22 protein-coding genes are annotated in these 24,258 nt (G+C 38.8%); 10 read left to right on the top strand and 12 right to left on the bottom strand.

The annotated features are described in order from the left end of the window. Positions 1–147: 147 nt before the first annotated feature. From M1F26_RS08140 to yieE, 6 genes are all read right to left on the bottom strand, one after another. Positions 148–2,169, bottom strand: a complete 2,022-nt coding sequence (locus M1F26_RS08140) for a ligand-gated channel protein (protein WP_140172541.1) — start codon at positions 2,167–2,169, stop codon at positions 148–150. A 258-nt stretch (positions 2,170–2,427) separates the two neighbouring features. Next, entirely contained in the window at positions 2,428–3,216 is a 789-nt protein-coding gene (locus tag M1F26_RS08135; protein WP_094301210.1) for an ABC transporter ATP-binding protein, read from the bottom strand. Further along, positions 3,210–4,304, bottom strand: coding sequence for a FecCD family ABC transporter permease (locus tag M1F26_RS08130; protein ID WP_094960414.1), 1,095 nt, complete (start codon positions 4,302–4,304; stop codon positions 3,210–3,212). Before M1F26_RS08130 ends, M1F26_RS08135 begins: the two co-directional genes overlap by 7 nt. Positions 4,305–4,323: 19 nt before the next feature. Further along, complete coding sequence (locus M1F26_RS08125; RefSeq protein WP_140172542.1) at positions 4,324–5,487, bottom strand: ABC transporter substrate-binding protein; 1,164 nt, start codon at positions 5,485–5,487, stop codon at positions 4,324–4,326. A gap of 221 nt (positions 5,488–5,708) precedes the next feature. After that, positions 5,709–7,199: an amino acid permease gene (locus tag M1F26_RS08120; RefSeq protein WP_140172543.1), complete on the bottom strand. Its 1,491-nt coding sequence runs from the start codon at positions 7,197–7,199 to the stop codon at positions 5,709–5,711. Positions 7,200–7,443: 244 nt separating this feature from the next. After that, positions 7,444–8,307: a DNA-binding transcriptional regulator YeiE gene (gene yieE, locus M1F26_RS08115; protein ID WP_125891229.1), complete on the bottom strand. Its 864-nt coding sequence runs from the start codon at positions 8,305–8,307 to the stop codon at positions 7,444–7,446. A gap of 193 nt (positions 8,308–8,500) precedes the next feature. Between yieE and M1F26_RS08110 the strand changes: the two genes are divergently transcribed. After that, positions 8,501–9,580 carry a YeiH family protein gene (locus tag M1F26_RS08110; RefSeq protein ID WP_140172544.1) on the top strand — a complete coding sequence of 360 codons (1,080 nt, stop codon included), beginning with the start codon at positions 8,501–8,503 and terminating at the stop codon, positions 9,578–9,580. A gap of 100 nt (positions 9,581–9,680) precedes the next feature. Further along, entirely contained in the window at positions 9,681–10,526 is an 846-nt protein-coding gene (gene nfo / locus M1F26_RS08105) for a deoxyribonuclease IV (protein ID WP_140172545.1), read from the top strand. A 68-nt stretch (positions 10,527–10,594) separates the two neighbouring features. On the opposite strand, the gene fruK is transcribed toward nfo, so the two are convergent. Next, positions 10,595–11,530, bottom strand: coding sequence for a 1-phosphofructokinase (fruK, locus tag M1F26_RS08100; protein ID WP_004253135.1), 936 nt, complete (start codon positions 11,528–11,530; stop codon positions 10,595–10,597). Between the two features lie 164 nt (positions 11,531–11,694). Between fruK and M1F26_RS08095 the strand changes: the two genes are divergently transcribed. The 3 genes from M1F26_RS08095 to yeiP all read left to right on the top strand — a co-directional run bounded on the left by M1F26_RS08095 (position 11,695) and on the right by yeiP (position 14,295). After that, a complete protein-coding gene (locus M1F26_RS08095; protein WP_140172546.1) occupies positions 11,695–12,132 on the top strand; it encodes a nucleotide triphosphate diphosphatase NUDT15 in 438 nt (145 codons plus the stop codon). Between the two features lie 160 nt (positions 12,133–12,292). Then, positions 12,293–13,537 carry a tryptophan permease gene (gene mtr, locus M1F26_RS08090; protein WP_140172547.1) on the top strand — a complete coding sequence of 415 codons (1,245 nt, stop codon included), beginning with the start codon at positions 12,293–12,295 and terminating at the stop codon, positions 13,535–13,537. A gap of 185 nt (positions 13,538–13,722) precedes the next feature. Continuing rightward, a complete protein-coding gene (gene yeiP / locus M1F26_RS08085; protein ID WP_140172548.1) occupies positions 13,723–14,295 on the top strand; it encodes an elongation factor P-like protein YeiP in 573 nt (190 codons plus the stop codon). A 136-nt stretch (positions 14,296–14,431) separates the two neighbouring features. On the opposite strand, the gene M1F26_RS08080 is transcribed toward yeiP, so the two are convergent. Then, on the bottom strand, positions 14,432–14,776 hold the full coding sequence (locus tag M1F26_RS08080) for a hypothetical protein (RefSeq protein WP_004253122.1): 345 nt from the start codon (positions 14,774–14,776) through the stop codon (positions 14,432–14,434). 336 nt (positions 14,777–15,112) lie between these two features. Here M1F26_RS08080 and M1F26_RS08075 point away from each other — a divergent pair, with 336 nt between their 5' ends. Together M1F26_RS08075 and mepS are read left to right on the top strand one after the other, a co-directional pair. Beyond that, positions 15,113–15,712, top strand: a complete 600-nt coding sequence (locus tag M1F26_RS08075; RefSeq protein WP_140172549.1) for a YrbL family protein — start codon at positions 15,113–15,115, stop codon at positions 15,710–15,712. 815 nt (positions 15,713–16,527) lie between these two features. Further along, positions 16,528–17,112, top strand: a complete 585-nt coding sequence (mepS, locus tag M1F26_RS08070) for a bifunctional murein DD-endopeptidase/murein LD-carboxypeptidase (RefSeq protein ID WP_004253117.1) — start codon at positions 16,528–16,530, stop codon at positions 17,110–17,112. A gap of 263 nt (positions 17,113–17,375) precedes the next feature. On the opposite strand, the gene M1F26_RS08065 is transcribed toward mepS, so the two are convergent. The 3 genes from M1F26_RS08065 to rsuA all read right to left on the bottom strand — a co-directional run bounded on the left by M1F26_RS08065 (position 17,376) and on the right by rsuA (position 20,257). Then, the gene (locus tag M1F26_RS08065; RefSeq protein ID WP_102137693.1) at positions 17,376–17,717 is read right to left on the bottom strand and encodes a hypothetical protein; all 342 of its coding nucleotides are present in this window, start codon (positions 17,715–17,717) and stop codon (positions 17,376–17,378) included. Positions 17,718–18,346: 629 nt separating this feature from the next. Next, positions 18,347–19,474 (bottom strand): Bcr/CflA family multidrug efflux MFS transporter, encoded by a 1,128-nt coding sequence (locus tag M1F26_RS08060; protein WP_233618366.1) that lies wholly within the window; start codon positions 19,472–19,474, stop codon positions 18,347–18,349. Positions 19,475–19,534: 60 nt separating this feature from the next. Next, the gene (rsuA, locus tag M1F26_RS08055; RefSeq protein ID WP_140172551.1) at positions 19,535–20,257 is read right to left on the bottom strand and encodes a 16S rRNA pseudouridine(516) synthase RsuA; all 723 of its coding nucleotides are present in this window, start codon (positions 20,255–20,257) and stop codon (positions 19,535–19,537) included. Between the two features lie 223 nt (positions 20,258–20,480). Here rsuA and M1F26_RS08050 point away from each other — a divergent pair, with 223 nt between their 5' ends. Then, positions 20,481–22,238 (top strand): DEAD/DEAH box helicase, encoded by a 1,758-nt coding sequence (locus M1F26_RS08050; protein WP_140172552.1) that lies wholly within the window; start codon positions 20,481–20,483, stop codon positions 22,236–22,238. A 165-nt stretch (positions 22,239–22,403) separates the two neighbouring features. Continuing rightward, on the top strand, positions 22,404–22,685 hold the full coding sequence (gene rplY, locus M1F26_RS08045; RefSeq protein ID WP_004260060.1) for a 50S ribosomal protein L25: 282 nt from the start codon (positions 22,404–22,406) through the stop codon (positions 22,683–22,685). 97 nt (positions 22,686–22,782) lie between these two features. On the opposite strand, the gene yejK is transcribed toward rplY, so the two are convergent. Then, positions 22,783–23,784 (bottom strand): nucleoid-associated protein YejK, encoded by a 1,002-nt coding sequence (gene yejK / locus M1F26_RS08040; protein WP_004260056.1) that lies wholly within the window; start codon positions 23,782–23,784, stop codon positions 22,783–22,785. Between the two features lie 242 nt (positions 23,785–24,026). Here yejK and M1F26_RS08035 point away from each other — a divergent pair, with 242 nt between their 5' ends. Continuing rightward, positions 24,027–24,254, top strand: a complete 228-nt coding sequence (locus M1F26_RS08035; protein WP_004911940.1) for a YejL family protein — start codon at positions 24,027–24,029, stop codon at positions 24,252–24,254. The last annotated feature ends 4 nt before the right edge of the window (positions 24,255–24,258 follow it).

Here is a 24,258-nt window from a genome sequence, read left to right as displayed (position 1 = left end):
AAATCACCCTATTTTCCATGAGAAATTTTGATTATTTCTGACTTTTTGCCATATCTGCTTATAACTTTTTTTTCTTATGGTTTTAATCAGCAAAAAACCCTTTGGTAGAAGCCAAAGGGTTTGGATTAATCGAGATTAATTATACGATTAGAAGTTGTAGTTGATACCAAAGTTGTAACGACGACCATCAAGAACTTTATCATTTGATTCAACAGTCAAGCGCTTATCAAAGATATTGTACATACCCGCCACTAAATTAATATTTTTATCGATATTATAGCTAGCGCCTATGTCAACAAACGTATAAGAAGGTCTTTCTTCACTCATACTTGTTCTAGAAAGATAAGAGCTACTTTTTCCGTTAAAGTTGACACGGTTCCACAATTGAAGGTCTTCAGTTGCTTGCCAAGTTAACGAACCATTCGCCATATGTTTTGGTGTCCGACTCAGTGGCTTTCCTTTAAATGTTCCGCTTTTTTGCTCAGAATCAGAATAGGTATAGTTAGCGGCAAAAATGAGGTCACTGGTAATATCCCAATTAAAAGTCAGTTCTGCCCCTCTTAGATTAGCTTTATCGACGTTTTCACGGCTGCTAATAAATTTATAAGCTTCACCATCATACATACATTCGCCACTTGCAACTGTCCCTGGTTTATCCCCCGTAGAATCAGTACACTTGCGAATTTCCATTATTTTATCTTTAAATTCTGTATTAAAGAATGTCACACCAACATTTAAATTATCTTGGTTATTCCAGATAAAACCAATTTCTTCAGTAACACTTTTCTCTGGTTTTAAGGCTGGATTACCGATGATAACAGCGGGGTCACCGCCACCACCTGTACCTTGTCCCCAATTAGGAGCAACTTGCCTTAATTCTGGAGAGCGATAGCCCGTAGAAACCCCTCCTTTTATAATCCACTCATCAGTAGCATGCCAGACTCCATATAATCTAGGAGTCCAATGTGACCCAAAGTTTTCATCCTTATCCATACGGATGCCGCCTGTTAACGCTAAATCATTGGTCATCATCCACTCATCTTCAGCAAATAATGCCCAGCTATAACGAGTTAACGAATCAATTCCCCCTGCCGAAGCTAATTTGTTACCTTTATCACGCAAATCTTCATAACGATATTGGCCACCAATACTTAAGGTGTGGTCACCAAGATTAAAGACTGTCTGGTTTTTAACCAATGTATCGTTATATTCCATTTTACGGCTTGGGTTTTTGGTTTCGTCACGTTGAACAAATGTTTCCATTGCCCCCCAATCATAAATACCATTATGTGTTAATGCGTAATTATTTTTACGATATGTTACATTTGAATCTTCACAACGGTACTTTGTTGGAATTTCATTTACTTTTTTAGTACAAATTAAATTGCCTGACTTTCCAGCTGTTGTATTTCTTTCTTGTTCATCATGTTTGAAATCAAAATCAAAGGTGTTAAATTCATCCGGCGTTAATGTCAGAGTTGTTCCAATAGCTCCTATCTTTTGCTCATTATATCCACCAACAAATTTATCTTCCCAACGTTTTGAATAAATTCCATTCACTTTCATTCCCAACAAACCATCAACTAATGGACCTGATGCATAAAAACTGCCTTGTCCTTCATTCCCTGAGTCTCGATGAGAGTTAATTGTCGTATCTGCACGCAAGCTACCGTTCCATTTTTTTCCTACTTTACGTGTAATAATATTAATGACACCGCCCATCGCATCAGAGCCATATAGTGAAGACATTGGTCCGCGCACCACTTCAATGCGTTCTATAGCTGGTAATGGCGGTAACCAGCCTTGTTCAATACCTGAACCGTCACTATTTGGGCGGGTACTACGTGAGTCAATTCGTTTTCCATCAACCATAATCATGGTGTATTTAGCATCCATACCACGAATACTAATATCAGCTTTACTTCCTCCTCCTGTGACTTGTACCCCAGGAAGATCTTTTAATGCGTCAGTCACATCACGGTAAGCTTTAGTTTCGAGTTGTTCGCGCGTCACAACAGAAATAGACGCAGGTGCATCTTCAATTTTCTGTTGGTAGCCTGATGCTGTTGTTACATAGATTTTATCATTACTATCATCAGCAAATGCAGGCGCCGCAGCAATAGCCGCAATAATGCTAATTGCCACTTTTCTTTTATTAAAAACAACCATTCCCAACTCTCCAAGAGATATTTTGTTTTATATATGAATTGATTTGCTCACATTGATTTCATTGAATCAAAAAATATTTTTTATTATTGGGGTATTTAAATACCCATAGGAAATTCATGGTAAAAACCATTATATAATTCAATTAAATTTCCTGTGGGTAATTACTATTAATTAAGATTTGCTTTTTTAATATTGCGCCCTCTATATTTTATTTAATGTGCTTGCCAAGTGCTGCAAGCACACTATTCTATTACTATATTAACTTGCTAATTTATCAACCAGCCCATCTATTAGTACTTGTGGCACACCTTGCGAACAACGTTCAATACGACCCCGCACGCCATAAACCTCTGCAAGGCTTTCAGGCGTGATAACCTCAGCAGGCTCTCCCTGTGCGATGAGTTTCCCTTGCTTAAGCATTAATACATGTTCCGCATGCCTTAACGCAATATTAATATCATGAACAACCACAACGGTAATTATATTTCGACGTTTAGTTTCCTTTGCCACTAAATCCATCACATGATATTGATAATTTAAATCTAAAGCGCTTAAAGGTTCGTCCAATAATAATAAATTTGGTTGACGAATTAATGATTGTGCCAAACCGACTAATTGTTTTTGGCCACCTGAAAGTTGATCTAAATAACTTAATGCCAAATGTTCAATACCAAGTTGGCGTAATAAATGCATGACTTCGTCTTTATTATTTTGATTACTCAAACCACCCGAGGCACGCTGAGCAACAATCACAGACTCTAAAACATATAAGTGAACCCCCGCAGGTAATGTTTGCGGTAAATACACCACATTTTGCGCACGTTGAGCAAAATTCTGCTGCGTGAGATCCAAGCCGTCCAATAATAACTGCCCCGTTGCCTTATTTAAGCCAGCTAAAGAGCGTAATAATGTTGATTTACCACTCCCATTTGGCCCAAGTAATACCGTGATCTTTCCTCGGGGTAAAATATCGGTCGATAAGTTTTCAATCACTGCACGTTTTGGGTAGCCTGCATTAAATTGGTTAATAATCAAACCACTCATGATACATTACCCCGATGACGTAAAATAATACTTAAGAAGAACGGAACACCCACTAACGATGTCACAATACCCACAGGAATAATCACACCCGGAATAATATTCTTCGACGCTATTGAGGCCATGGATAAAATTAACGCCCCAATTAATGCACTTGCAGGCAGATAAAAACGGTGATCTTCACCAAAAATCAACCTTGCTATATGTGGCGCAACTAAACCAATAAAGGCAATAGGACCGACAAATGCCACTGCTAGCGCCGATAAAATACTAATGCGTAATAACGTTGTTAACCTTAAACGGCGCACATCAATACCGAAACTGATCGCCCTATCCTCACCCAACCTTAAAGCCGTTAGCTTCCATGAACTCATCATGGCAATTGGGAAAATAAGTGCGAAAACTAATGCCATCACCCCAAGTTTTACCCAAGTCGCTTTTGATAAACTGCCCATCGTCCAAAAGACTAAACCCTGCAAGGTATCTTCTGTTGCGATGAATTGCATCATGGAAACCAATGCATTAAAGGTGAACACAAGCGCAATACCAAACAGTACGACACCTGAAGTTGCTACACGCGTCCAACGAGTGACTGCGTCTAACATCAGTGCGGCTAACAGGGCAAAAATAAAGGCATTGGCTGATATCACCCATTGGTCAGGCACGCCTGGAATTGCAATCCCTGAAACAATCGCCAATGCGGCACCAAAAGCCGCCGCATTAGATACCCCTAGTGTAAATGGGCTCGCTAACGGGTTGTTGAGGATAGTCTGCATCTCAGCACCAGCAAGTCCTAATGACATACCAATCACCACGGCCATCAATGCATATGGCAGACGGATATCCCAAACAATGACTCGAGTTCCTGCATCAACTGCTTCTGGGGTCATTAAGGTTTGCCATAAGCGTTCAAGGGATAACCCTGAAGGACCTAAGGTGAAATCAATAACCAGTGATAATAAAATCGCAGCGACGATAACAGCTATCCATGTCAATCGACGGCGTAACATATTTTGATAATGTTGTTTTACATTGTTGTCAGCCTGAATCGCTGCTTTTTCAGCCGCAACTATTGGCTCGCTCGTAATACTCATCAATTCTTACCCATTTTCATTACTTTTCGCTGACCCAATATACACCTGTTGGTTCGATAGCGAGAAACTCTCTATGTAATTCATCCAGTGTTTTTTGCGGTTCAAGATCGGTAAATTGTTCTGGGTAAAACCATTTGGCGAAAACTTGCGTCGCAATCACATTGTATGGAGAGTTATAGTAATTGTGCCAGATAGCATAATCTTGCTTATCTTTTATGGCTGATAACGAGCTAATCCCTTTACGTTCAGTAATTTTTTTCAGGCTTTCTTGTGCATCAGCTAATGTGCTTTGTGCGCCTAATTGAACGCCTGCATCTTTACTACCCGGCGCTTTTGCACCAGATGCAATGTAAATATTTGGGTCCGCAGCAATGATTTTCTCTAAGTTCATCGTACCAAGCGCGCCCGGCAAAACGCCTTTAGCAATATTTTTACCACCAGCTAAATCAATAAAGTTCCCCATATTTCCATCGCCCGCGGTACCACAGCAATCTTCAAATGCTCCTGCACGTAATTCAATAAAAACACTTGGTTTTTTATCTTCTGGTATTTTAGAAGTAATATCAGTGACTAATTTTTGGTTTCTTTCATAAAAATCGACATACTTATTTGCTGCCTGTTCACGATTTAATGCTTTGCCAAGTAAACGCATACTAGGCAAGGTGTTTTCCAGTGGTTTATCACGGAAATCCACAAATACAACAGGTACGCCGGCTTTCTCAAGCTGGTTAACTAATTCACTATTTTTTCCCGGCCCATGGCCTGACAAACCAAAAATCGCAATATCAGGGTTTAGGGTTAATACTTTTTCTGAACTGACGCTATCTGCGCTGGTATTACCTATCAATGGGATATTGTCAATCGCAGGGAACTTGGCTTTATAAGCCGCATAAGTTTGTGGGTCTAATTTACGCAAATCCCCTTGCCACCCTACGATACGTTCAATCGGCTTGTCGCCTTCAAGTAGAGCAACCGCACTAAATAGGCGGCCTTCACCAAGTAAAATACGGTTAACATTATCGGGTACTTCAACGGTTCTTCCCGCCATGTCAGTCACTGTTGCTGACCACGCGCTCAAACTGGCACTTGCTAATAACGCTAAACTTATTCCTTTTACTACCGACCTAGCTACAGACTTCTTGGCTACCGACGACATAGTATTAAGCTCCACTCTTAACCTCATTGACTTACTTTTTTTTATGCGGTAACAATAAAGCAAATAAGAATACTTATCAATACGATTATTAGTTTAATCATGGCTTTCATCAATAGAATTATGTGACCATCATCGTAAACCTAAACATTCAGCCTATTTTACCGCCAAAATGCAGGTTTATTGCGCTATATATAAAAAAACAGCACCCTATTAAGAGTGCTGTTATTGATGATAGATATTTAAAAAAACTATTTATCTAAATTTTCGCGGTAACTTGGAAAGCTCATGTCTTTATAACGGATAAACGTCGTTTTCTTCGCTATCTTATAACCAAACCAAATTGCTAAAAATAACGGAATTCCAATATAAGTTGCGGTAACCCCTACCCAATCAATTTTATCTTCTAAAAAGGCTTGGTAGTTTTGGCCTAATGTAATTGTTAAACACAAAATAAAGGCAAAAATAGGACCAATTGGGAAAAAACCTGAACGATAAGGTAAGTCATTAAGATCTCTCCCTTGTGCAATATAGCCTCTACGGAAACGATAATGGCTAATTGCAATACCTAACCAAGCAATAAACCCTGTCATTCCCGATGTATTTAATAGCCACAAGTACACCGTCTGGTTTCCAAACATGGAACTCAAGAAACATAAGCCCGCAATAACCGTCGTTGCTAACAAAGCATAACGAGGTACGCCACCTTTAGATAAACGGGCGAAAATACGCGGCGCTTTGCCTTCTCGGGCTAAGGTATACAACATACGCGTTGATGCGTACATACCGGAGTTACCTGCCGATAATACCGCTGTTAAAATAACCGCATTCATGACTGCTGCCGCAGATAATAAGCCTGCATTTTCAAATACTAAAGTGAATGGGCTTACACTAATATCTTTGACATCATTACGCAGTAAGTTTGGATCAGTGTAAGGAATGATCAAACTAATAATTAAGATTGCAAAGATATAGAATAACAAGATACGCCAAAATACTTTGCGCACGGCTTTTGGAATATTTTTAGCGGGGTCTTTCGATTCACCCGCAGCAATACCGATTAATTCAGTTCCTTGGAATGAGAACCCAACTATCATTGCCACGCCAATCATTGCTGAAAAACCACCAGCAAAAGGTGCATCACCAATTTCCCAATTATGCCACCCGGCATTTTCCGCACCGCTCATGATGCCAAAAATCATTAATACGCCGACAACAATAAAAATGACGACCGTGGTGACTTTTATTAATGAGAACCAGTATTCAGCCTCACCAAACCCTTTAACCGAGATGAAATTCAGTAAGAAAATAATGGCGAGGAAGATTGCGCTCCAAATCCAACCGGGCGTATCTGGGAACCAGTAGGTCATCACCAATTGAGCGGCAACTAAGTCAACCGCAATGGTCACGGCCCAGTTGTACCAGTAGTTCCACCCAAGTGCGAAACCAAAGCCTTCATCGACATATTTTGCACCATAAGTTGCAAATGAGCCCGAAACAGGCATATAAGCAGCTAACTCGCCCAAACTGGTCATCAAAAAATAGACCATTAAGCCAATGATAGCATAAGAAAGGAGTGCTCCACCGGGACCTGCTTGTGCAACCGTTGCACCCGATGCAACGAATAAACCGGTACCGATAGATCCACCGATAGCAATCATCGCAAGATGGCGCGCCTTTAACTCACGGCGTAGTCTTTGTGGGCCGCCCTGCGAGATAGTATTGGTATGTTGTTCTGACATTTGTTCCCTGCAATTTATTATTCAGCTAATATCGCATGGATTCTAGCAAAATAGGCTGTGAGAACTAAGCAACTCTTCACTGTTATAAGATACCTTCATAATTCACACAAAATTATAAGTAAAACGCGTTATTGCCAAATACCCCCCATTTCTATTGAAAGAATATCAAAAATAGAATGAGGTATTTAACTAAGACGAAAAAGCGCAGCCAACAAGGCTGCGGCTCGATATATGGCGAGTATTACTAGTTGCAATAAGACAACAGGTTAGTAATCGCGTTCGAAAGATGCTTTTGACGGTGATAAATCAAGTATAGCGTTCTTTCTAAATGAAGTTCGTCTATTTTTAATTCGACTAGAGAGCCATTTTCTAATTGCTCTTCGATCACTCGGCGTGATAAACAGCTTATGCCTATTCCGTAACGCACTGCATGTTTAATCGCTTCTGAATTACCTAGCTCCATTAAAATATGAAAGCCGGGAAGATGTGCAAATAATAGTTGGTCAAGGACATCTCGCGTACCTGACCCCCTTTCACGCAAAATCCAAGGCGCATCACGCAAATCTTTTAAAGAGATATTTTTATTCGCTAATGGGTTTTGAGGTGAAACAAAAATAACGAGTTCATCTTTTAACCATGCTTTAGAAATTAACTCAGGGCTATGGCAAACACCTTCAATTAACCCAACGTCCGCTCGAAACTCCATAACGGATTTAATGATTTCTTCTGTGTTACTGATAAAAAGCTCTAAAGGTATATCCGGGTGATCATGACGATAACCCGCTAAGACTTCTGGCAAAATATAATTACCAATCGTCGTACTGGCAGCAAGACGCACAGCCCCCATCTCTTTTTTAAATAATTGCTCGACCTCTAACCCTTGCTCTAATAATGCTAACGCTTTGGGATAAAGCAGCCTTCCGTGCTCATTTGTAACAAGTCGTTTACCCACACGGTCAAATAATTGAACGCCTAATTGGCCTTCTAAATCCGTTAGGGATGCGCTGACAGCTGATTGTGAAAGCGCTAATAACTGAGATGCCTGCGTCGTGGAGCCACTTTTTAATACTTCCGTAAAAACCTCAAGTTGCCTAAGTGTAATTCGCATAAAGGTAAGCCCCAACGTGATTTTTAGTATTTGTAATAATAATGTTAATATTAACGATTTATTCGCAATATTCCAGAAGAAACTTATAATCTATTTTGGTGGTAGATTATATAAAGATAATCAATTTAAATTATTATTACTTTTGTTATATCCTTATTACTAAATCTTATAAGCGGTAATAAAGAGCATCATCATGAATAAAAGTGACACCAACACCCTTGAGCAGAACAGTCAGAACCCTATATTAAAACTCATACCAGGTATTATTTTAGCTGGGCTCCTAACTGCTATTGCAATTTACCTCGGTGACCAACCCTGGTTTATGGATATCGGTTTAGGTGCATTAACCCTCGCAATATTATTAGGAATTATTGTAGGGAATACTTTTTATCCCGTAGCCAGTCAATCTTGTGATGCAGGCATTAAATTTGCCAAACACTATTTCCTACGCGCTGGTATTATCTTGTATGGTTTTCGCCTTACTTTCCAGCAAATCACAGACGTCGGAGCCACTGGTGTCATTATCGATGCTTTAACATTAACATCAACATTCTTACTAGCGTATTGGCTAGGTAAAAAAGTGTTCGGTCTTGATGAAGAAACAACACTATTAATTGGTGCTGGCAGTAGTATCTGTGGCGCAGCCGCGGTCATGGCAACTGAGCCTGTCGTTAAAGCATCCGCAAGTAAAGTCGCGGTTGCCGTTTCAACCGTTGTTATCTTTGGTACGATTTGTATCTTTGTTTACCCTTGGATTTACCAATTAAACGCACACTTTGGTTGGTTTCCGGCAACAGAAGAAACCTTTGGAATTTACATTGGTTCAACAGTACATGAAGTTGCACAGGTTGTTGCAGCAGGCCATACAATTGGTACAGATGCAGAAAATGCCTCTGTTATTGCCAAAATGATCCGTGTCATGATGCTTGCGCCTTTTCTCATTATCTTATCGGCTTTCTTAAGCCGTAAAACAGCGGCTAACCAAACAACCAATAGCCCAAAAAGCAAAATTACTATTCCTTGGTTCGCTGTATTCTTTATTGTTGTTGCAGGTTTTAACTCACTCAACCTACTGCCTCAAGTATTAGTGCAACAAATCATTGCGTTAGATACAATTTTACTCGCAATGGCAATGGTGGCTTTAGGGCTAACGACCCATGTGAGTGCTATTCGCCAAGCGGGTATTAAACCCTTGTTAATGGCGCTGATACTGTTTGTTTGGTTGATAGTTGGCGGGCTATTAATTAACCTACTGATTCAAAACATTTTTTAATCTACATTTTCCTCGTTTTTAGCCACCTTAACTGGTGGCTTTTTTGTTGATTTCATTTATTCACTTATTAATGGCATACTCCAATAAAAAGGAGTCAAAAATGAAATATATTGGAGCACATGTCAGCGCCTCAGGTGGCGTTGACCAAGCCGTTATTCGCGCACATGAAATCAATGCAACCGCTTTTGCATTATTCACAAAAAATCAGCGCCAATGGAAAGCCGCACCGTTAAGCGAAGACGTTATTAAAAAATTTAAAGATAACTGCAAGAAATATGGGTACGGCAAGCATCAAATCCTTCCTCATGACAGCTATTTGATCAATCTAGGTCACCCCGAATTTGAAGCTTTAGAGAAATCTCGTGTCGCTTTTATCGATGAGATGCAACGCTGCGAACAATTAGGTATTGATTTACTTAACTTTCACCCAGGTAGTCATTTAAAGAAAATTGAAATTGACGATTGTTTAGCTCGAATTGCTGAATCTATTAATATTGCCCTTGCTGAGACCGAAGGCGTGACCGCTGTAATTGAAAACACGGCGGGACAAGGCACTAACTTAGGCTTTGACTTTACGCATCTTGCAAAAATTATTGAACGGGTGAAAGATAAAAGCCGTGTAGGCGTTTGTATTGATACTTGCCACGCATTTGCCGCAGGTTATGACCTACGCACGGCCGAAGATTGTGACAAAACATTCGGCCAATTTGCAGAGATTGTCGGGTTTGAATTTCTAAAAGGAATGCACCTAAATGATGCTAAAAGTGAATTTGCCAGCCGCGTTGACCGCCACCATAGTTTAGGTGAAGGAAACATAGGCTTTGCGCCATTTACTTACATTATGCAAGATAACCGCTTTGATGGTATCCCATTGATTTTAGAAACCGTTAACCCCGATATTTGGCCGCAAGAAATTGCATGGCTCAAAGCACAACAAAATAGCTAATTATTTGCTTTCTAATAACCAAAAACCCCTGCATTTATCATGTAGGGGTTTTGGTTGAAACTAACGCACTATAACGATTTCATTTCAATTTTAGCCATCATATCCGCTAATTTGTTTCTATTTTTTAAACCGACATCTGGCTGAGAAACGGATAGTGCAGAAATTGCGGTCGCCATACGTAACGTATGCTCGCTGGACTCTCCATTGAGTAACCCATAAGCTAGCCCTGCTACCATCGAGTCACCAGCCCCAACCGTGCTTATCACTTCACAATGTGGCGGTTTCGCCAGCCAAGAACCCGAAGCATTAACCCACAAAGCCCCTTCTTCCCCTAATGAAATAACAACATGAGAAATTCCTTTGTCTCTTAACTCATGCGCTGCGGCTACAACATCTTGTAAATCTGGCAGTTTTCGGCCAACCCAACTTTCTAATTCATGACGATTAGGTTTTACTAGCCATGGTGACGCTTTCAAACCTGCCTTTAAGGCTTCTCGGCTACTATCGAAAATAATACATGGGCATAATTGGCGAAGGCGAGTCATCCAGCGAGTAAATTCTTCTGGGTCAATACCACTCGGTAAACTTCCGCTCACCACAACCATATCGAAATGGCCTAACCAGTTGAGCGACTCTGTCGAGAAACGGTTCCAATCTTCTTTACTAACTTCAAAACCTGAAAAATTGAAATCAGTCGATTCCCCGTTATTTTCAGTGAGTTTCACGTTAATTCGTGTACGCCCTGGCACCATACTAAAGCGATTAGCCATACCATTTTCACTGAAAAAATGTTGGAATTCTTCTTGGTTATCCTTTCCCATAAAACCACTAACGGTGATATCAATACCTAAGTCGCGGAGCACTTTTGCGACATTGACACCTTTACCACCCGCATTGAGGCTAGCGGTTTTGACTAAATTGACTTCACCAACTTCGATAGTAGAGCATAAGCCCACAAGGTCGTAAGCAGGATTTAATGTAATTGTAGCAACCCGGCGAGTCATAACCACTAATCTCCCTTATCATGATTATCGTGTCTTTAAATTTAATTATAGTTATAACATTAAAGCATATTGTTTTCAGTGATATTTGTACTTTTTCCTGCTTGTTTTTCTACACGATTATGTCAGGATCAGCGCGCTAAAAAAGAAAACAATAAGGAGAAGATATGTCTGAGCCTACCAACGTCGTCGTGGGTGTCGGTGTTCTAATCACGAACAAACATGGGCAAATTTTAATGGGTAAACGCAGCAGTAAACATGCGCCCTATTGGTCTATTTTCGGAGGTCACGTTGACCCAGGTGAGTCTTTTGAAAATTGTGCCATTCGCGAAATAAAAGAAGAAATTGGTATTGATATCCAAGCCCCCACCGTTTTTGGCATCAGCAATAATTTACAAACTTATCAACAAGAAGGTAAACATACGGTTTCTATTTGTATGCATGTTGAATATAGCGGTGATGTTGAGCCTCGAATTATGGAAGCAGATAAATGTGAAAACTTAATGTGGGTTTCACCTGATAAGCTCCCAGAGCCTCATTTTGAAGCTAGCCGCAATGCTGTTGACCTCTGGCTTACACAACGTTTCTATCACCACAAAGCCTAATCAAGTGTAAACGTACAACATCCTCTTTTTGTACGTTTATCATCCATCCCTTTCTAATTACTCATTTTTCCCTATTTTATTCCATTTACTATATTTACAATACTGCACTCTTGCCGTATCATTTAGCTAGTACAGTGAAACGATATATTTAGGAGCCACCATGGCTATTGATGGAACAACACAACAAAAAAATCCTTCTATATTAGGAGGTGCGATGATCATTGCCGGTACTGCGGTGGGTGCGGGTATGTTTTCAATTCCTATGGTGACTTCCGGCGTATGGTTCACAGGCTCTGTCATACTGTTAATTTATACCTTTATTTGCATGTTACTTTCTGGGTTAATGATTTTAGAAGCTAATATGAATTACCCTGCGGGTGCTAGTTTCCATACAATGGTAAAGGATTTATTAGGTTCAACTTGGAATTCAATTAACGGCTTATCCGTTACTTTTGTGCTTTATATACTCACTTATGCCTATATTTCTGCGGGCAGCTCTATCATCGCAGCAAACCTGTCAGAAAAAATACAGATACCACAAGCGGGTGCAGGCTTTGTTTTTGCTTTCATTGTTGCTTTTTTTGTATGGCTTTCTACACGTGCTGTCGACAGGTTAAGCACCATTTTAATTGGCGGGATGGTAATCACCTTTATCATGTCAATCGGTGGGATGGTTTCCACTGCATCGCCCGCGATTTTATTTAACCAAACTGAGCAAAGCGAAAGCCAATACCTCCCCTATGCCTTAGCCGCATTACCTTATTTATTAACCTCTTTTGGTTATCATGGTAATGTCCCTGGATTAGTAAAATATTATAATAAAGATAGCCGTAGTGTTGTTAAGAGCCTCGTCTATGGTGCCACAATCACTGTTGTTATCTATATTTTATGGCAGTACGCTATTCAAGGAAATATTCCAAGAACGTCATTTATTGAGATCAGAGAAAACGGCAATAATATTGATGCATTACTGGCTCAAATGAATATTTCCACCCAAAGTAGTTTTATCTCTCAATTTTTGAACCTGTTTTCGTACATGGCTCTAGCTAGCTCTTTCTTAGGCGTGTCTTTAGGGTTATTTGATTTTATTGCTGACTTTTTCAAATTTGAAGATAATAAGTTTGGCCGTCTTAAATCTGTCGCAGTCACATTTTTACCACCAACAATTCTCGCTTTAATTTTCCCTAATGGGTTTATTTATGCGATTGGTTTTGCCGGGTTGGCTGCCACTATTTGGGCTGTTATTGTCCCTGCCTTGATGGCAAGAGCCAGTCGTAAACGTTATCCAAATAACAGCTATAGAGCACCAGGAGGAAGCTTTATCATTGGCTTCGTGATCCTTTTTGGTTTAGTTAATGCGGTGGCTCATTTATTGTCATTGTCTGGCTTACTTCCTATCTACTAATCATTTCAGTATGAATATAGCCCACGGGTTATATTCATACTTATTGCCTTATCCAAGAACTGTATTATCTAAAATTGTATTTTCCAAAAATTTTTCACCGAAAATTGACTTTAGCATCTTGCCTAATTCCTTATCTGCGAGTAATTTTGTCGCACTCTTTTTGACAACCCCAAAGAAGGTTATTTATGGCCAAGGCCAATGAAATCAAACGTGGTTTTGCAATAAACTACAATGGCAAATTATTACTTGTAAAAGACATTGATATTCAAGCACCTAGTGCTCGTGGAGCGAGTACATTATATAAAATGCGCTTTACTGATATCAAAACGGGCCAGAAAGTTGAAGAGCGTTTCAAAGGCGATGATATTTTAGAAACAATTTCCCTAACCCGTCGTGGAGTGAGCTTTTCTTATATTGATGGTGATGAATATGTCTTTATGGACAATGAAGACTATACTCCCTACCTTTTCAAAAAAGCCGATATTGAAGAAGAATTACTTTTCATTCCTGAAGAAGGGTTACCAGGAATGCAAGTGTTAACAATGGATGGGCAAGTTCTTGCTTTAGAGTTACCACAAACGGTTGATATGGTCATTATTGAGACAACCCCAGCAATTAAAGGGGCTTCGGCTAGCGCACGAACTAAGCCTGCAACGATGGCTACAGGGTTAACAGTTCAAGTTCCTGAATATTTAACAACCGGTGAAAAAATTCGTATTCATATCGCTGAGCGTCGTTATATGGGCCGTTGTGATTAATTTCTGCTTTTGATTTGAAAGAAATAAGCCTTTATATGCCTATGAATTTATTGTTCATAGGCATATGTCATTAAAATTAAACATTGCATACCTTCTCATCTTAGTTTGCTATATTCAATTTGTGTTCGTCTCAAAATTAATCGTATTTTATTGTGTAAATACCTAGGGTTTTATCTTTATTAATCCAGTTGAATTGTTGAGTACCTTTTTGATTCGGAAGCAACATTTCTTGATTCTTTAGTTTACGAATATCTGCAGATGCGGTTTCCAATTTACCACTATCATTCCAGCATTTGGTTTCTACTTTATTCGCATTGGCTTCGACAATACAAGGCGCTGCTACAATAGCTCCAGTAAATCGAATAACGCCTGTATTGCTGCGTTTTACCTCACTGTTTTCAGATGCAAATACTGAAAAGCTTGAGTTCAATGCTGTTACTGCTAAAAAAGCCATTACCATTTTTTTTACTGAGCTATTCATAACGAAATTCCCGTTTAAAATTATGTTATCGTCACTTCCTGTAATTTATTTACAGTTAAAGTATTTATTTGGCTGAATTGCCTGAGGACGACATACTAATTCCAAAGGGATATTAATAATTTCATTTATAGCCGTAGTTTTTTATTTTTTGTTTTATTATTTATCAAAACAAAATATATGACTTGCCTCACACTTAATTAACCACACAAAATGCAACACTTTATAAATATAATCTATTAGCATTGGTCAATTAATTTATAAAAATCGTCGCTATGCCATTTTAGGTATATCTATATATCAAACACCTTAAACTTGTTAAAAAAAGTGTTTATTATCATGAATATGAACTTAGATAAAAAAATTTTATTACCTTCTGAAAACTTGATCGCATCAGGCAGGCAACGTGCTTGTTATCAGCATCCTGAGTATAATCATCTATGTGTAAAAGTTCATTTAAGTGGGCGAGATGATAAAGAAACATTAAGAAAGGTTCGCTATTATAAACGCTTGTATAAAAGGAATCTTACCGTAAAAACGATTTCTCATTACTATGGCACCCAGCAAACTGATCGGGGGCTAGGGTACGTATTCCAATTAATCAAAGATAAGACAGAAAATGTTTCAAATACTTTAGATTATTATCTAAAAAATAAACAAGTTTTTTTGAAACATAAAAGAAACATGAAAATTGCTTATGAGCAATTTAAAAAGAACATATACAAAGAGGCTATTACCACGATGGCGCTCAAAACTTATAACATCGTTTATCAACTAGGCTATAAACCTTATGGTCAATTTATTATTATAGATAACCTTGGCTCATCTAACCTAATCCCCATTGATTATTTCTCAACTAGAATTGCTCGTTCCACCCTAAATCGCCGGTTTGCTGATTTCGAACAACGACTTTATCGTGACTATAATCTTAAGATATAGACACATTCCTCGCCCCCTATTTTGCTGTCACCATTAAATATCTAGTTATATTGACGTATTATTAGAGTTGCTCTAACAATACATTGGTTATGAATGGTTATGGTAGAATGCTACTCACTAGTCGATATTAATATTGTGGAGAATTGCTAATAAATACAACCAAAAAATACTGATGTACATACAGTACTTTTATTTTTTAAATTATTTTCTGAGCGTTTTTTATTCTAATGGACTTTCTTAACAAAAATTAAGCTGTTTATTTGAGTACAAACACACTCCCTCTAAATAAAAACTTAAACTTCTTTACACTTCTAGTTTGAAAGCTCCTTAATTATGCAAATTCACTGAAATAACACATAGAAAAGTGTGATTTAGTTCATATTTTACTAGTTAAAAATACCATCTTTATAAGTAATATCCTTCATTGTAGACAATTGTCACATAAACCAATGGCAAATAGGCACTTTTATCTAATGTTTTGTAAATTTCACCCCTATTAACTCGCCATTTTGCTTTTGTTTATGTATGCTCTTAAAGGTTTGATTTGGTACTACTACGATGCTGAATCTTCTAAACAAAAAAATGTAAAGAATGTCTTAGTAAATTTAGTAAATATTGATATATCTCCTATACTCAATAAGTCACTAAATATGACTAGTACACTCGAAGTTTAGTGGTACTACGATAAACACTTTCTGCGAAAAACACAGTTTTGCCATCTATAATGCGTTTTTCACAGGGATAAGTTTAGTTTTTTTGTGTCTTTTTACACAATAAAGTACTAAAAAGAAAAATGGTAAGGGATATATATAAGAATGCTAACCTCTGAAAAACTTAAGCGCTATGCTTGGCGCATTGTTCCGGCAATTGCAATCGCCGTAACGCTCACAGCATGTACCAACCCAAAGTCAGCTAAAAACACACAATATACTGCTAAATCAGATACTCGTATGCTAAATGGTTCTGCGGGTGACTCATTGACGATGGCATCTCAAGATGAATTCGAAGAGTTAGTACAAAGTGTTGACACTAAATCTAAAATAATGGATCAATACGCAAGCTGGAAAGGCGTAGCTTATCGTCTTGGCGGCACAACAAAGAAAGGTGTTGATTGCTCAAGTTTCGTACAGAGAACATTTCTTGAACAATTTGGTGTTGAACTCCCTCGTACGACCTCTGAACAAGAATCCTCCGGCAAAAGCGTAAAACGTAATAATCTAAAAGTCGGTGATATTGTTTTATTTAAAACAGGCCGTACTATGAAGCATGTTGGCATTTATATTGGTGACCAAAAATTTGTCCATGCATCAACCAGTAGTGGTGTTATCGTTTCTGAAATGACTAACTCTTACTGGAGCAAAAGATATTACGCAAGTAGACGCATTATCAACGGTTCATAAATTTTTGTAGTACCCTATATCCCCTTTCCAATAAAAAAGCTTCCATTTGATGGAAGCTTTTTTATTGGAAATCTTTACTGACTAAATTTAGTGGTAGTCATCCGATTTTAAATCAAAAATAACTCAGTCACCAAATTCCACCTCATGATGATACTCATCCAAAAAAACAGTTTTAAATATAGAGCCAAATAAAATCAGTAAGCAAAAACAGTAATAAACAGTCGAGCCATCATTACTAAACAAAGATTAAAACATACTCAAAGCTAAGCACTATAAAAACCAGAAGAAAGTTCTGCTATAGCAACACCTGAAGCTTTTAAACGGCACATAGCGGCTAACTCATCATTAGCATGAATAAATAGGCAAATTTCTTTCTGCCACTCTAAGATCGCATTAGCAATCTGCATGTCTGATAATGATTCAGACAATTGCTGCATTGCAATACAGTCTGTCGCACAGTCATGGCTAAGCAGTTTCAGCCCCACAAGCTTATCGCTATCGACATCATTCATAGGCACAACTTCAACATCGGTACCTTTTTTGCCTGATAACCAGCGGTAGCTTTGCGGTAGCCTGTGCACCACCGAAAGACCTAATTTTTCCACAAACATATCCTATTGAAACATTTTAGTATTTTGCCAAGTATTGATATTTACTTTCTTACTTGACCTAACACGGGCTTAAGCCAATCATTCATCGTTCAAACCGAACTTTTAGTTATCTAAAAAGTGACATTAATGTTAAATAACGAATCATAAATATAACATTAAAAAAACAAAATGTCGTTAAATTTTTGTGACATAAATCATTGCATATTCATTTTAATAGCAAATATCTTAAAATATAAACTAATTTTGATCGCTACATCCTAACATCTTGCATAAAACACTTAACTTTTTTTTACATTTGTGAAAAGAAAATAGTAAAAAACAGTTTATTTTTGAAGTAAATCCAAATTTTTATTAATGAATAATGTTGCAATGCATATCAAATCACAAAACATAAATTTAACAAATTCAGCTGTAATGATAATTGATTTAGATCATTTTTCACTAAAGATTATTAATACCACTGCGTTATCACTCGATTTTATCGAGTAATCACTTTTATCTCTAATAGATAAATGAATTATATGGGAAAGTAACTAGAACAAACTTTGATTAGTCCGTTATAAATAATGAAGAAGAGAATTGAGTGTTCTCAGTTTCATCCATGAAACTTAAAAACATATGATTTATTTTGTTTTTTTGGCTAGTAAAACAAATAACATCGAGAGCGCCACGCAAGCAACCATTGAGCCGACCATTGGCCATGCGCTCTGAGCAGGTATTAGTGATAACAAAGTTCCAACGAGTGCGCCAATTGAAAACCTTATTGTTCCTGCCAATGAAGAAACGGTTCCTGCAATATGTGGATAATTATCCAAGATCACTGCCATTGCATTCGACGTGATCATCGCTATACCACTAACATAAATGGCAACGCCGATTACCAGTGTCCAAAAATCTAGCGCAAAGGCTGTTGTCGCTAGCAACCACACCCCCATTACAAATTGAATAATAATACCAAAATAAAGCATTTTTTCGGCACCAAAATGCCTAACATAGCGGCTATTTATTGTCGTCATAATAAATAGGAAGATGATATTGATACCAAAATAGTAGCCGAAATTCTGTGGAGATACCCCATTTAAATCGATATACACAAAAGCGCCTGCATTTAAGAACGAAAACATCCCTGCAAAGGAAAATGAACTCGCTAATATGTAGAACAGTACCTGTCTTGCCCTAAATAAAGTAGCAAACTGCCTTAATGTTGTACCAATATGAAACTTCTGCCTTTTAGCTACGGGTAATGTTTCTCGCACAAAACAGCTCACTAAAACGACAGCGATAACCGCGGCAATGGCGATGCTCCAAAAAATTGCATGCCATGAGAACCAGCGCATTAGCTCCCCCCCTAAAATAGGGGCTAACAACGGTGCGATTGTCATCACTAAGACAACAAAAGACATACTTCTTGAAAATTCATCACGAGTAAACATATCCCGCATAAGTGCGTTAATCACAACACTTGCAGCGGCAGCAGCAAAACCATGTAAGAAACGTAACCAAATCAGTGAATCAATCGATTCCGTAATAGCACAGGCTGCTGATGCGATGGCAAAAACGACGACCCCACCTAAAATAACAGGTTTACGCCCAATGCTATCTGCCATCGGACCATAGAATAATTGCCCTATAGCAAAACCAAAAATGTAGCTATTGAGCGTCATCTGAATGCGCCCTTCATCTACATTAAAATAATGCATCATCGTCGGAAAGCTTGGTAGGTACATATCGATAGCCAATGGCATTAACATCGATAATAAACCTAGAATTAATATCAGCCCCAAATAGGATGAACGCTGCTGTTGCACTCTTTAAACTCCTGCTGTTTTTTTACGTGGTACATTAATACTATTGATCTCTTCTTCCGTCAGTGGGCGGTATTCTCCTGGTTCAAGTGTCTCATCTAGCCAAATTTCGCCAACGCGTTCACGATGCAGCCCACAAACATGGTTCCCTACCGCAGCAAACATGCGTTTTACTTGATGATAGCGCCCTTCACTAATCGTCAATCGGACATCTCTAGGGCTAATAATTTCCAGTTTCGCCGGTTTAGTTGGGTGTTTTTCGCCGTTAAGCATGACCCCCTGAGCAAACTGTTCGGCAACATCATTGGCGATATCGTCACTCAATTGAACTCGGTATGTTTTTTCACAATGATGCTTCGGTGAAGTGATGCGATGTGACCACTGACCATCATCAGTTAATAAGACAAGACCCGTTGTGTCGATATCTAAACGTCCTGCTGAATGCAGTTTTTGTGCGAGAGGCTCATCAATAAAAAAAAGAATTGTTGGATGTGTTGGGTCATCTGTTGAGCAAATATAGCCTTGTGGCTTATGTAACATAAAATAACGCGGCCCAGTAACTTGCACGAGGACATTACCATCATAAGCGACTTCATGATCAATCGTAACTTGAAAGGCCCCTGACTTAACGATTTCATCATCAACCGTTACAAGCCCTGCGCGCAATTCTCGCGCTACCAAACTTCGGCTTATCCCTAATTGCTGGGACAAAAATTTATCCAGTCGCATAGATTCTCTTAACTTGATGGAATGCCAGCGAAGCGTACAATAACGCTCAACTGTCAGAATATAGAGTGAAAGGGTGTTGTGATTGTTATCACATTATTCATTATAACAATAACCCCTGTGAAGTGATAGCTTCACCTAAGCAGCTGACATCTTTAGACAGACTCATCGTTTTAAATTAAATTTAACGTCATTCACCTGATTTAATTACATAATACTGAATAATATGCCTTTTATTTTACGCCCTTATCAACAAGAAGCTGTCGATGCGACAGTGAGTTATTTCCGTAAGCAGACTCACCCGGCTGTGATTGTCTTGCCTACTGGCGCAGGTAAAAGCTTAGTGATTGCCGAATTGGCTCGGCTCGCTCGAGGACGAGTGCTGGTATTAGCTCATGTGAAAGAGTTAGTTGAACAGAACCATGCTAAGTACCTCGCATATGGCCTGCAAGCTGATATTTTTGCCGCGGGACTGAATCGCAAAGAGTCTCAAAGCAAAGTCGTTTTCGGCAGTGTGCAATCCGTTGCTCGCAATCTAAAAGCATTTGATGCACATTTTTCCCTAGTGATTATTGATGAGTGCCATCGCATAAGTTTGAATGATAAAAGCCAATATCAACAAATTATTCAAGTTTTACAAGCTAATAACCCTTCATTACGTATTTTAGGATTAACAGCCACCCCTTACCGCCTCAACAGTGGCTGGATTTACCAATACCATTACCATGGCATGGTACGTGGTGATGAAAATTGTTTTTTCCGAGAGTGTATTTATGAACTCCCCCTACACTATATGATTAAAAACAAATTCTTAGTTCCACCTGAACGCTTAGACATGCCTGTTTTACAATATGATTTTAGCCAAGTTTCACTAACATCATCGGGTATTTTTAACGAACAAGAACTTAATTTGTCATTAAAAAAACAACAACGCATTACGCCTAAAATTATTGAGCAAGTTATTGAATATGCAACACCGTTACAAGGCTGCATGATCTTTGCTGCGACGGTCGAGCATGCCAAAGAAATTCTGAGTTATCTACCGAAGAATAGTGCGGCATTAGTGACGGCTGAAACCCCAGCAATTGATAGGCAAGCAATTATTAAGCAATTTAAAAATAAAGAATTACATTATCTCGTTAACGTTTCAGTATTAACAACAGGGTTTGATGCGCCTCATGTCGATGTGATTGCTATTTTGCGGCCAACAGAGTCAGTCAGCTTATACCAACAAATTGTTGGCCGAGGATTACGCCTTTATGAGGGAAAAACACGCTGTTTAATCTTAGATTACGCAGGTAATCCACACGATTTATTTCGGCCTGAAGTGGGGTCAAGTCAACCAAATTCAACCAGTGTGCCTGTGCAAGTTTTTTGCCCATTATGCCAATTTGCGAATATTTTTTGGGGAAAATGTACCTCTGATGGGCAAATTATTGAACATTACGGCCGGCGCTGCCAAGGCTGGGAAGAAGATGAAAATAAGCAGAAAAAACAATGTGAATTTCGTTTTCGGTTTAAACAATGTCCACACTGTGGTGCAGAAAATGATATAGCGGCTCGTCGCTGTCAAAAATGCCAAGAAGTGCTTACCGACCCTGACGATATGCTAAAAGCCGCCTTAAAACTCAAAGATGCGTTAATTATTCGTTGTGGTGGTATGCAATTCATTACAGGGAGTGATAACAAAGGTGAATGGATTAAAATCAATTATTATGATGAAGATGGAACCTGTGTTTCAGAACGTTTTCGCCTAGCCACACCCGCACAAAAACGCGTGTTCGAATATCGTTTTTTACGTGAGCATCAGCGTGCCCCAGGTGTTCCGTTTAAGTGGAATAATGCAAATGATATATTAGTGCAACAATCTTTATTACGATATCCCCAATTTATTGTCGCGCGCAAAAAAGAACGCTTTTGGGAAATTCGAGAGAAAATCTTCGATTATCAAGGGCGTTTTCGCGTTGCTGCTCCCCTGTCATAACGTGAAAATGATCATAATGATTGCTGGATGGCCGATTTTTCGTTAAAATGCCGCCCGCCTTCCGATATCTTGTTCTATGAATAGATTATCCTAGGCCAAATCTCGAACCTGCTGCTGGGTCGCCTGTAGCAGGAATTTATATTTTCTTTTTATAGAGAAATAGTAATGTTAACTATCAATGCAATTGAACGTAAAGAGCAGGGTAAGGGTGCGAGCCGCCGCCTGCGCAGAGATAACCAGCTTCCAGCTATCGTTTACGGTGGCAACCAAGAAGCTATCTCTGTAACTCTTAACCACGATGAAATCATCAACCAAGAAAGCAAAGCAGAATTTTACGAAGTTCTGAATCTGGTTATCGATGGTAAAGAAACAAAAGTAAAAGTTCAGGCTGTTCAACGTCACCCATTTAAGCCAAAAGTGACGCACATTGACTTCCTGCGCGCTTAATTAAAGCCCACAGCCGAGCTTTAGAAATTTTCGGGACGCCGAGTAAATAACGCCGCAATTGCGGCGTTATTTATTTCTACCTCTTCAACACCACAACCTATTTAGTACCACGGCGTTGTAATTGATCACGCAAATTAGGTGGTGTGCCACGAATGGTTAACGTATCAGTGACAGGGTCCCAAAAGATACGCTCCCCCATGAGCATCGCATCAAAGCTAATCGTGATCCCGCCACCACTCCCCGAAAACTTCGTTAATTGCTTTAACGTTCCTCTATCGGCAGGGAAACTTTCTTCGAGTTGATAATCATTTTGGCGAGCGAAATCGTCAAAGCTTTGTTCTTCAACCATTGGCAGCTCTTTTGCCAACGCCTGTAGCTCTATTTCCTCTCCAGACTGTAATTGTTCTGTGCAATAACTATGTACTTGCTGGCGATAAGCTTGGCGCGTATTTTTGTCCATTTGTGCATTGTCACAAAAATCATCAAGTGCCTGAACCAAGCCTTTATTCTGAACTTTTGCGTTTAACCCTTCAGATGCAGCCAGAAAATCCATAAAGAAATCAGAAACTTTCCGCCCTACTCTACCTTTTAAGAAAGTTAAATAGCGTTTTGACTCAGGATTGGTTTCCCATTCGGTTAAATCAATACGTGCGACAATATCTGCATGAGGAATATCTAAATAATGTGTCGTGCCTAAATCCAATGATTCTGTGACAAACATGCTGTCACAACTATTGAGCACCGCAATTAATAAGTATTCGACCGCGAGGTAACGGTATTGACAAAAGAGAACCACGCCCCCTTCCGCAAAAGGATATTTGGCTAATTCATCTTTCAAGCGAACCGTCATCGCACGGCTGAAACCTAAAAATTCTTCTTCGCCCTTACGCAATAACTTTAACGCATCAGCAAGTTCACTTTCTTCGTTAAATTCACCAAATGCTTTACTTTTAGCACTATAGACGCGGTGTAATTCTGCCATCATGTCTTGTACGACACCATCTGCTGTCAATAAAGAATCCCGCAACATCACCTCTAGGGTCTGCTCATCTCTTTTAATTAGCTGGTGTAAAGCTATCTGGTTAATTTCCAGACTCATTGTTGGCTCCTTCGTTATAGCGAAAATAATGTTGCGCGTATTCAAACATTGATATTATTCATCTGCAACAGAAACCATCATTTGTTCTATTTTTAGCCTGATTACGCTGAACTAATACGCACTTTACGAATCTGAATTAACATTATTCCCATTTAAACAAAAATTTGTTGCGAAGAAAGAAGAAAAACCAACTGTGATACGCTATGATATGTAGCTTTCATTAATTTAGGATGTCTCAATTTATGCCACAATCATCTCGCTATAGTGATGAAAAAGTTGAAGGTTTACTTTCTGACCTCGTGAGTGTGTTAGAAAAAAATCACACCCCTGTTGACCTTTCCCTCATGGTGTTAGGTAATATGGTAACGAATCTGCTGAATACGTCGGTTGCGCCTGCGCAACGTAAAATGATTGCAGAATCATTCGCAAATGCATTACTTTCTTCTGTTAAAGAAGATCAATCACACTAATTGA

This window comes from Providencia sp. PROV048 (assembly GCF_033688165.1).
GTDB classification, from domain to species: domain Bacteria; phylum Pseudomonadota; class Gammaproteobacteria; order Enterobacterales; family Enterobacteriaceae; genus Providencia; species Providencia hangzhouensis.
This window is presented reverse-complemented; position numbering and strand designations above follow the sequence as displayed.

Bases quoted from the DNA above. Each gene is read 5' to 3' on its own strand.
- rsuA (WP_140172551.1), bottom strand. From the start codon at position 20,257: ATGCGACTGGATAAATTTTTGTCCCAGCAATTAGGGATAAGCCGAAGT.
- M1F26_RS08130 (WP_094960414.1), bottom strand. From the start codon at position 4,304: ATGAGTATTACGAGCGAGCCAATAGTTGCGGCTGAAAAAGCAGCGATT.
- M1F26_RS08125 (WP_140172542.1), bottom strand. From the start codon at position 5,487: ATGAGGTTAAGAGTGGAGCTTAATACTATGTCGTCGGTAGCCAAGAAG.
- M1F26_RS08120 (WP_140172543.1), bottom strand. From the start codon at position 7,199: ATGTCAGAACAACATACCAATACTATCTCGCAGGGCGGCCCACAAAGA.
- yieE (WP_125891229.1), bottom strand. From the start codon at position 8,307: ATGCGAATTACACTTAGGCAACTTGAGGTTTTTACGGAAGTATTAAAA.
- yejK (WP_004260056.1), bottom strand. From the start codon at position 23,784: ATGAGTCTGGAAATTAACCAGATAGCTTTACACCAGCTAATTAAAAGA.
- M1F26_RS08075 (WP_140172549.1), top strand. From the start codon at position 15,113: ATGAATATGAACTTAGATAAAAAAATTTTATTACCTTCTGAAAACTTG.
- mtr (WP_140172547.1), top strand. From the start codon at position 12,293: ATGGCTATTGATGGAACAACACAACAAAAAAATCCTTCTATATTAGGA.
- fruK (WP_004253135.1), bottom strand. From the start codon at position 11,530: ATGACTCGCCGGGTTGCTACAATTACATTAAATCCTGCTTACGACCTT.
- mepS (WP_004253117.1), top strand. From the start codon at position 16,528: ATGCTAACCTCTGAAAAACTTAAGCGCTATGCTTGGCGCATTGTTCCG.
- M1F26_RS08060 (WP_233618366.1), bottom strand. From the start codon at position 19,474: ATGTTAATGCCATTGGCTATCGATATGTACCTACCAAGCTTTCCGACG.
- M1F26_RS08095 (WP_140172546.1), top strand. From the start codon at position 11,695: ATGTCTGAGCCTACCAACGTCGTCGTGGGTGTCGGTGTTCTAATCACG.
- M1F26_RS08050 (WP_140172552.1), top strand. From the start codon at position 20,481: ATGCCTTTTATTTTACGCCCTTATCAACAAGAAGCTGTCGATGCGACA.
- M1F26_RS08080 (WP_004253122.1), bottom strand. From the start codon at position 14,776: ATGAATAGCTCAGTAAAAAAAATGGTAATGGCTTTTTTAGCAGTAACA.
- M1F26_RS08035 (WP_004911940.1), top strand. From the start codon at position 24,027: ATGCCACAATCATCTCGCTATAGTGATGAAAAAGTTGAAGGTTTACTT.
- M1F26_RS08140 (WP_140172541.1), bottom strand. From the start codon at position 2,169: ATGGTTGTTTTTAATAAAAGAAAAGTGGCAATTAGCATTATTGCGGCT.
- yeiP (WP_140172548.1), top strand. From the start codon at position 13,723: ATGGCCAAGGCCAATGAAATCAAACGTGGTTTTGCAATAAACTACAAT.
- rplY (WP_004260060.1), top strand. From the start codon at position 22,404: ATGTTAACTATCAATGCAATTGAACGTAAAGAGCAGGGTAAGGGTGCG.
- M1F26_RS08110 (WP_140172544.1), top strand. From the start codon at position 8,501: ATGAATAAAAGTGACACCAACACCCTTGAGCAGAACAGTCAGAACCCT.
- nfo (WP_140172545.1), top strand. From the start codon at position 9,681: ATGAAATATATTGGAGCACATGTCAGCGCCTCAGGTGGCGTTGACCAA.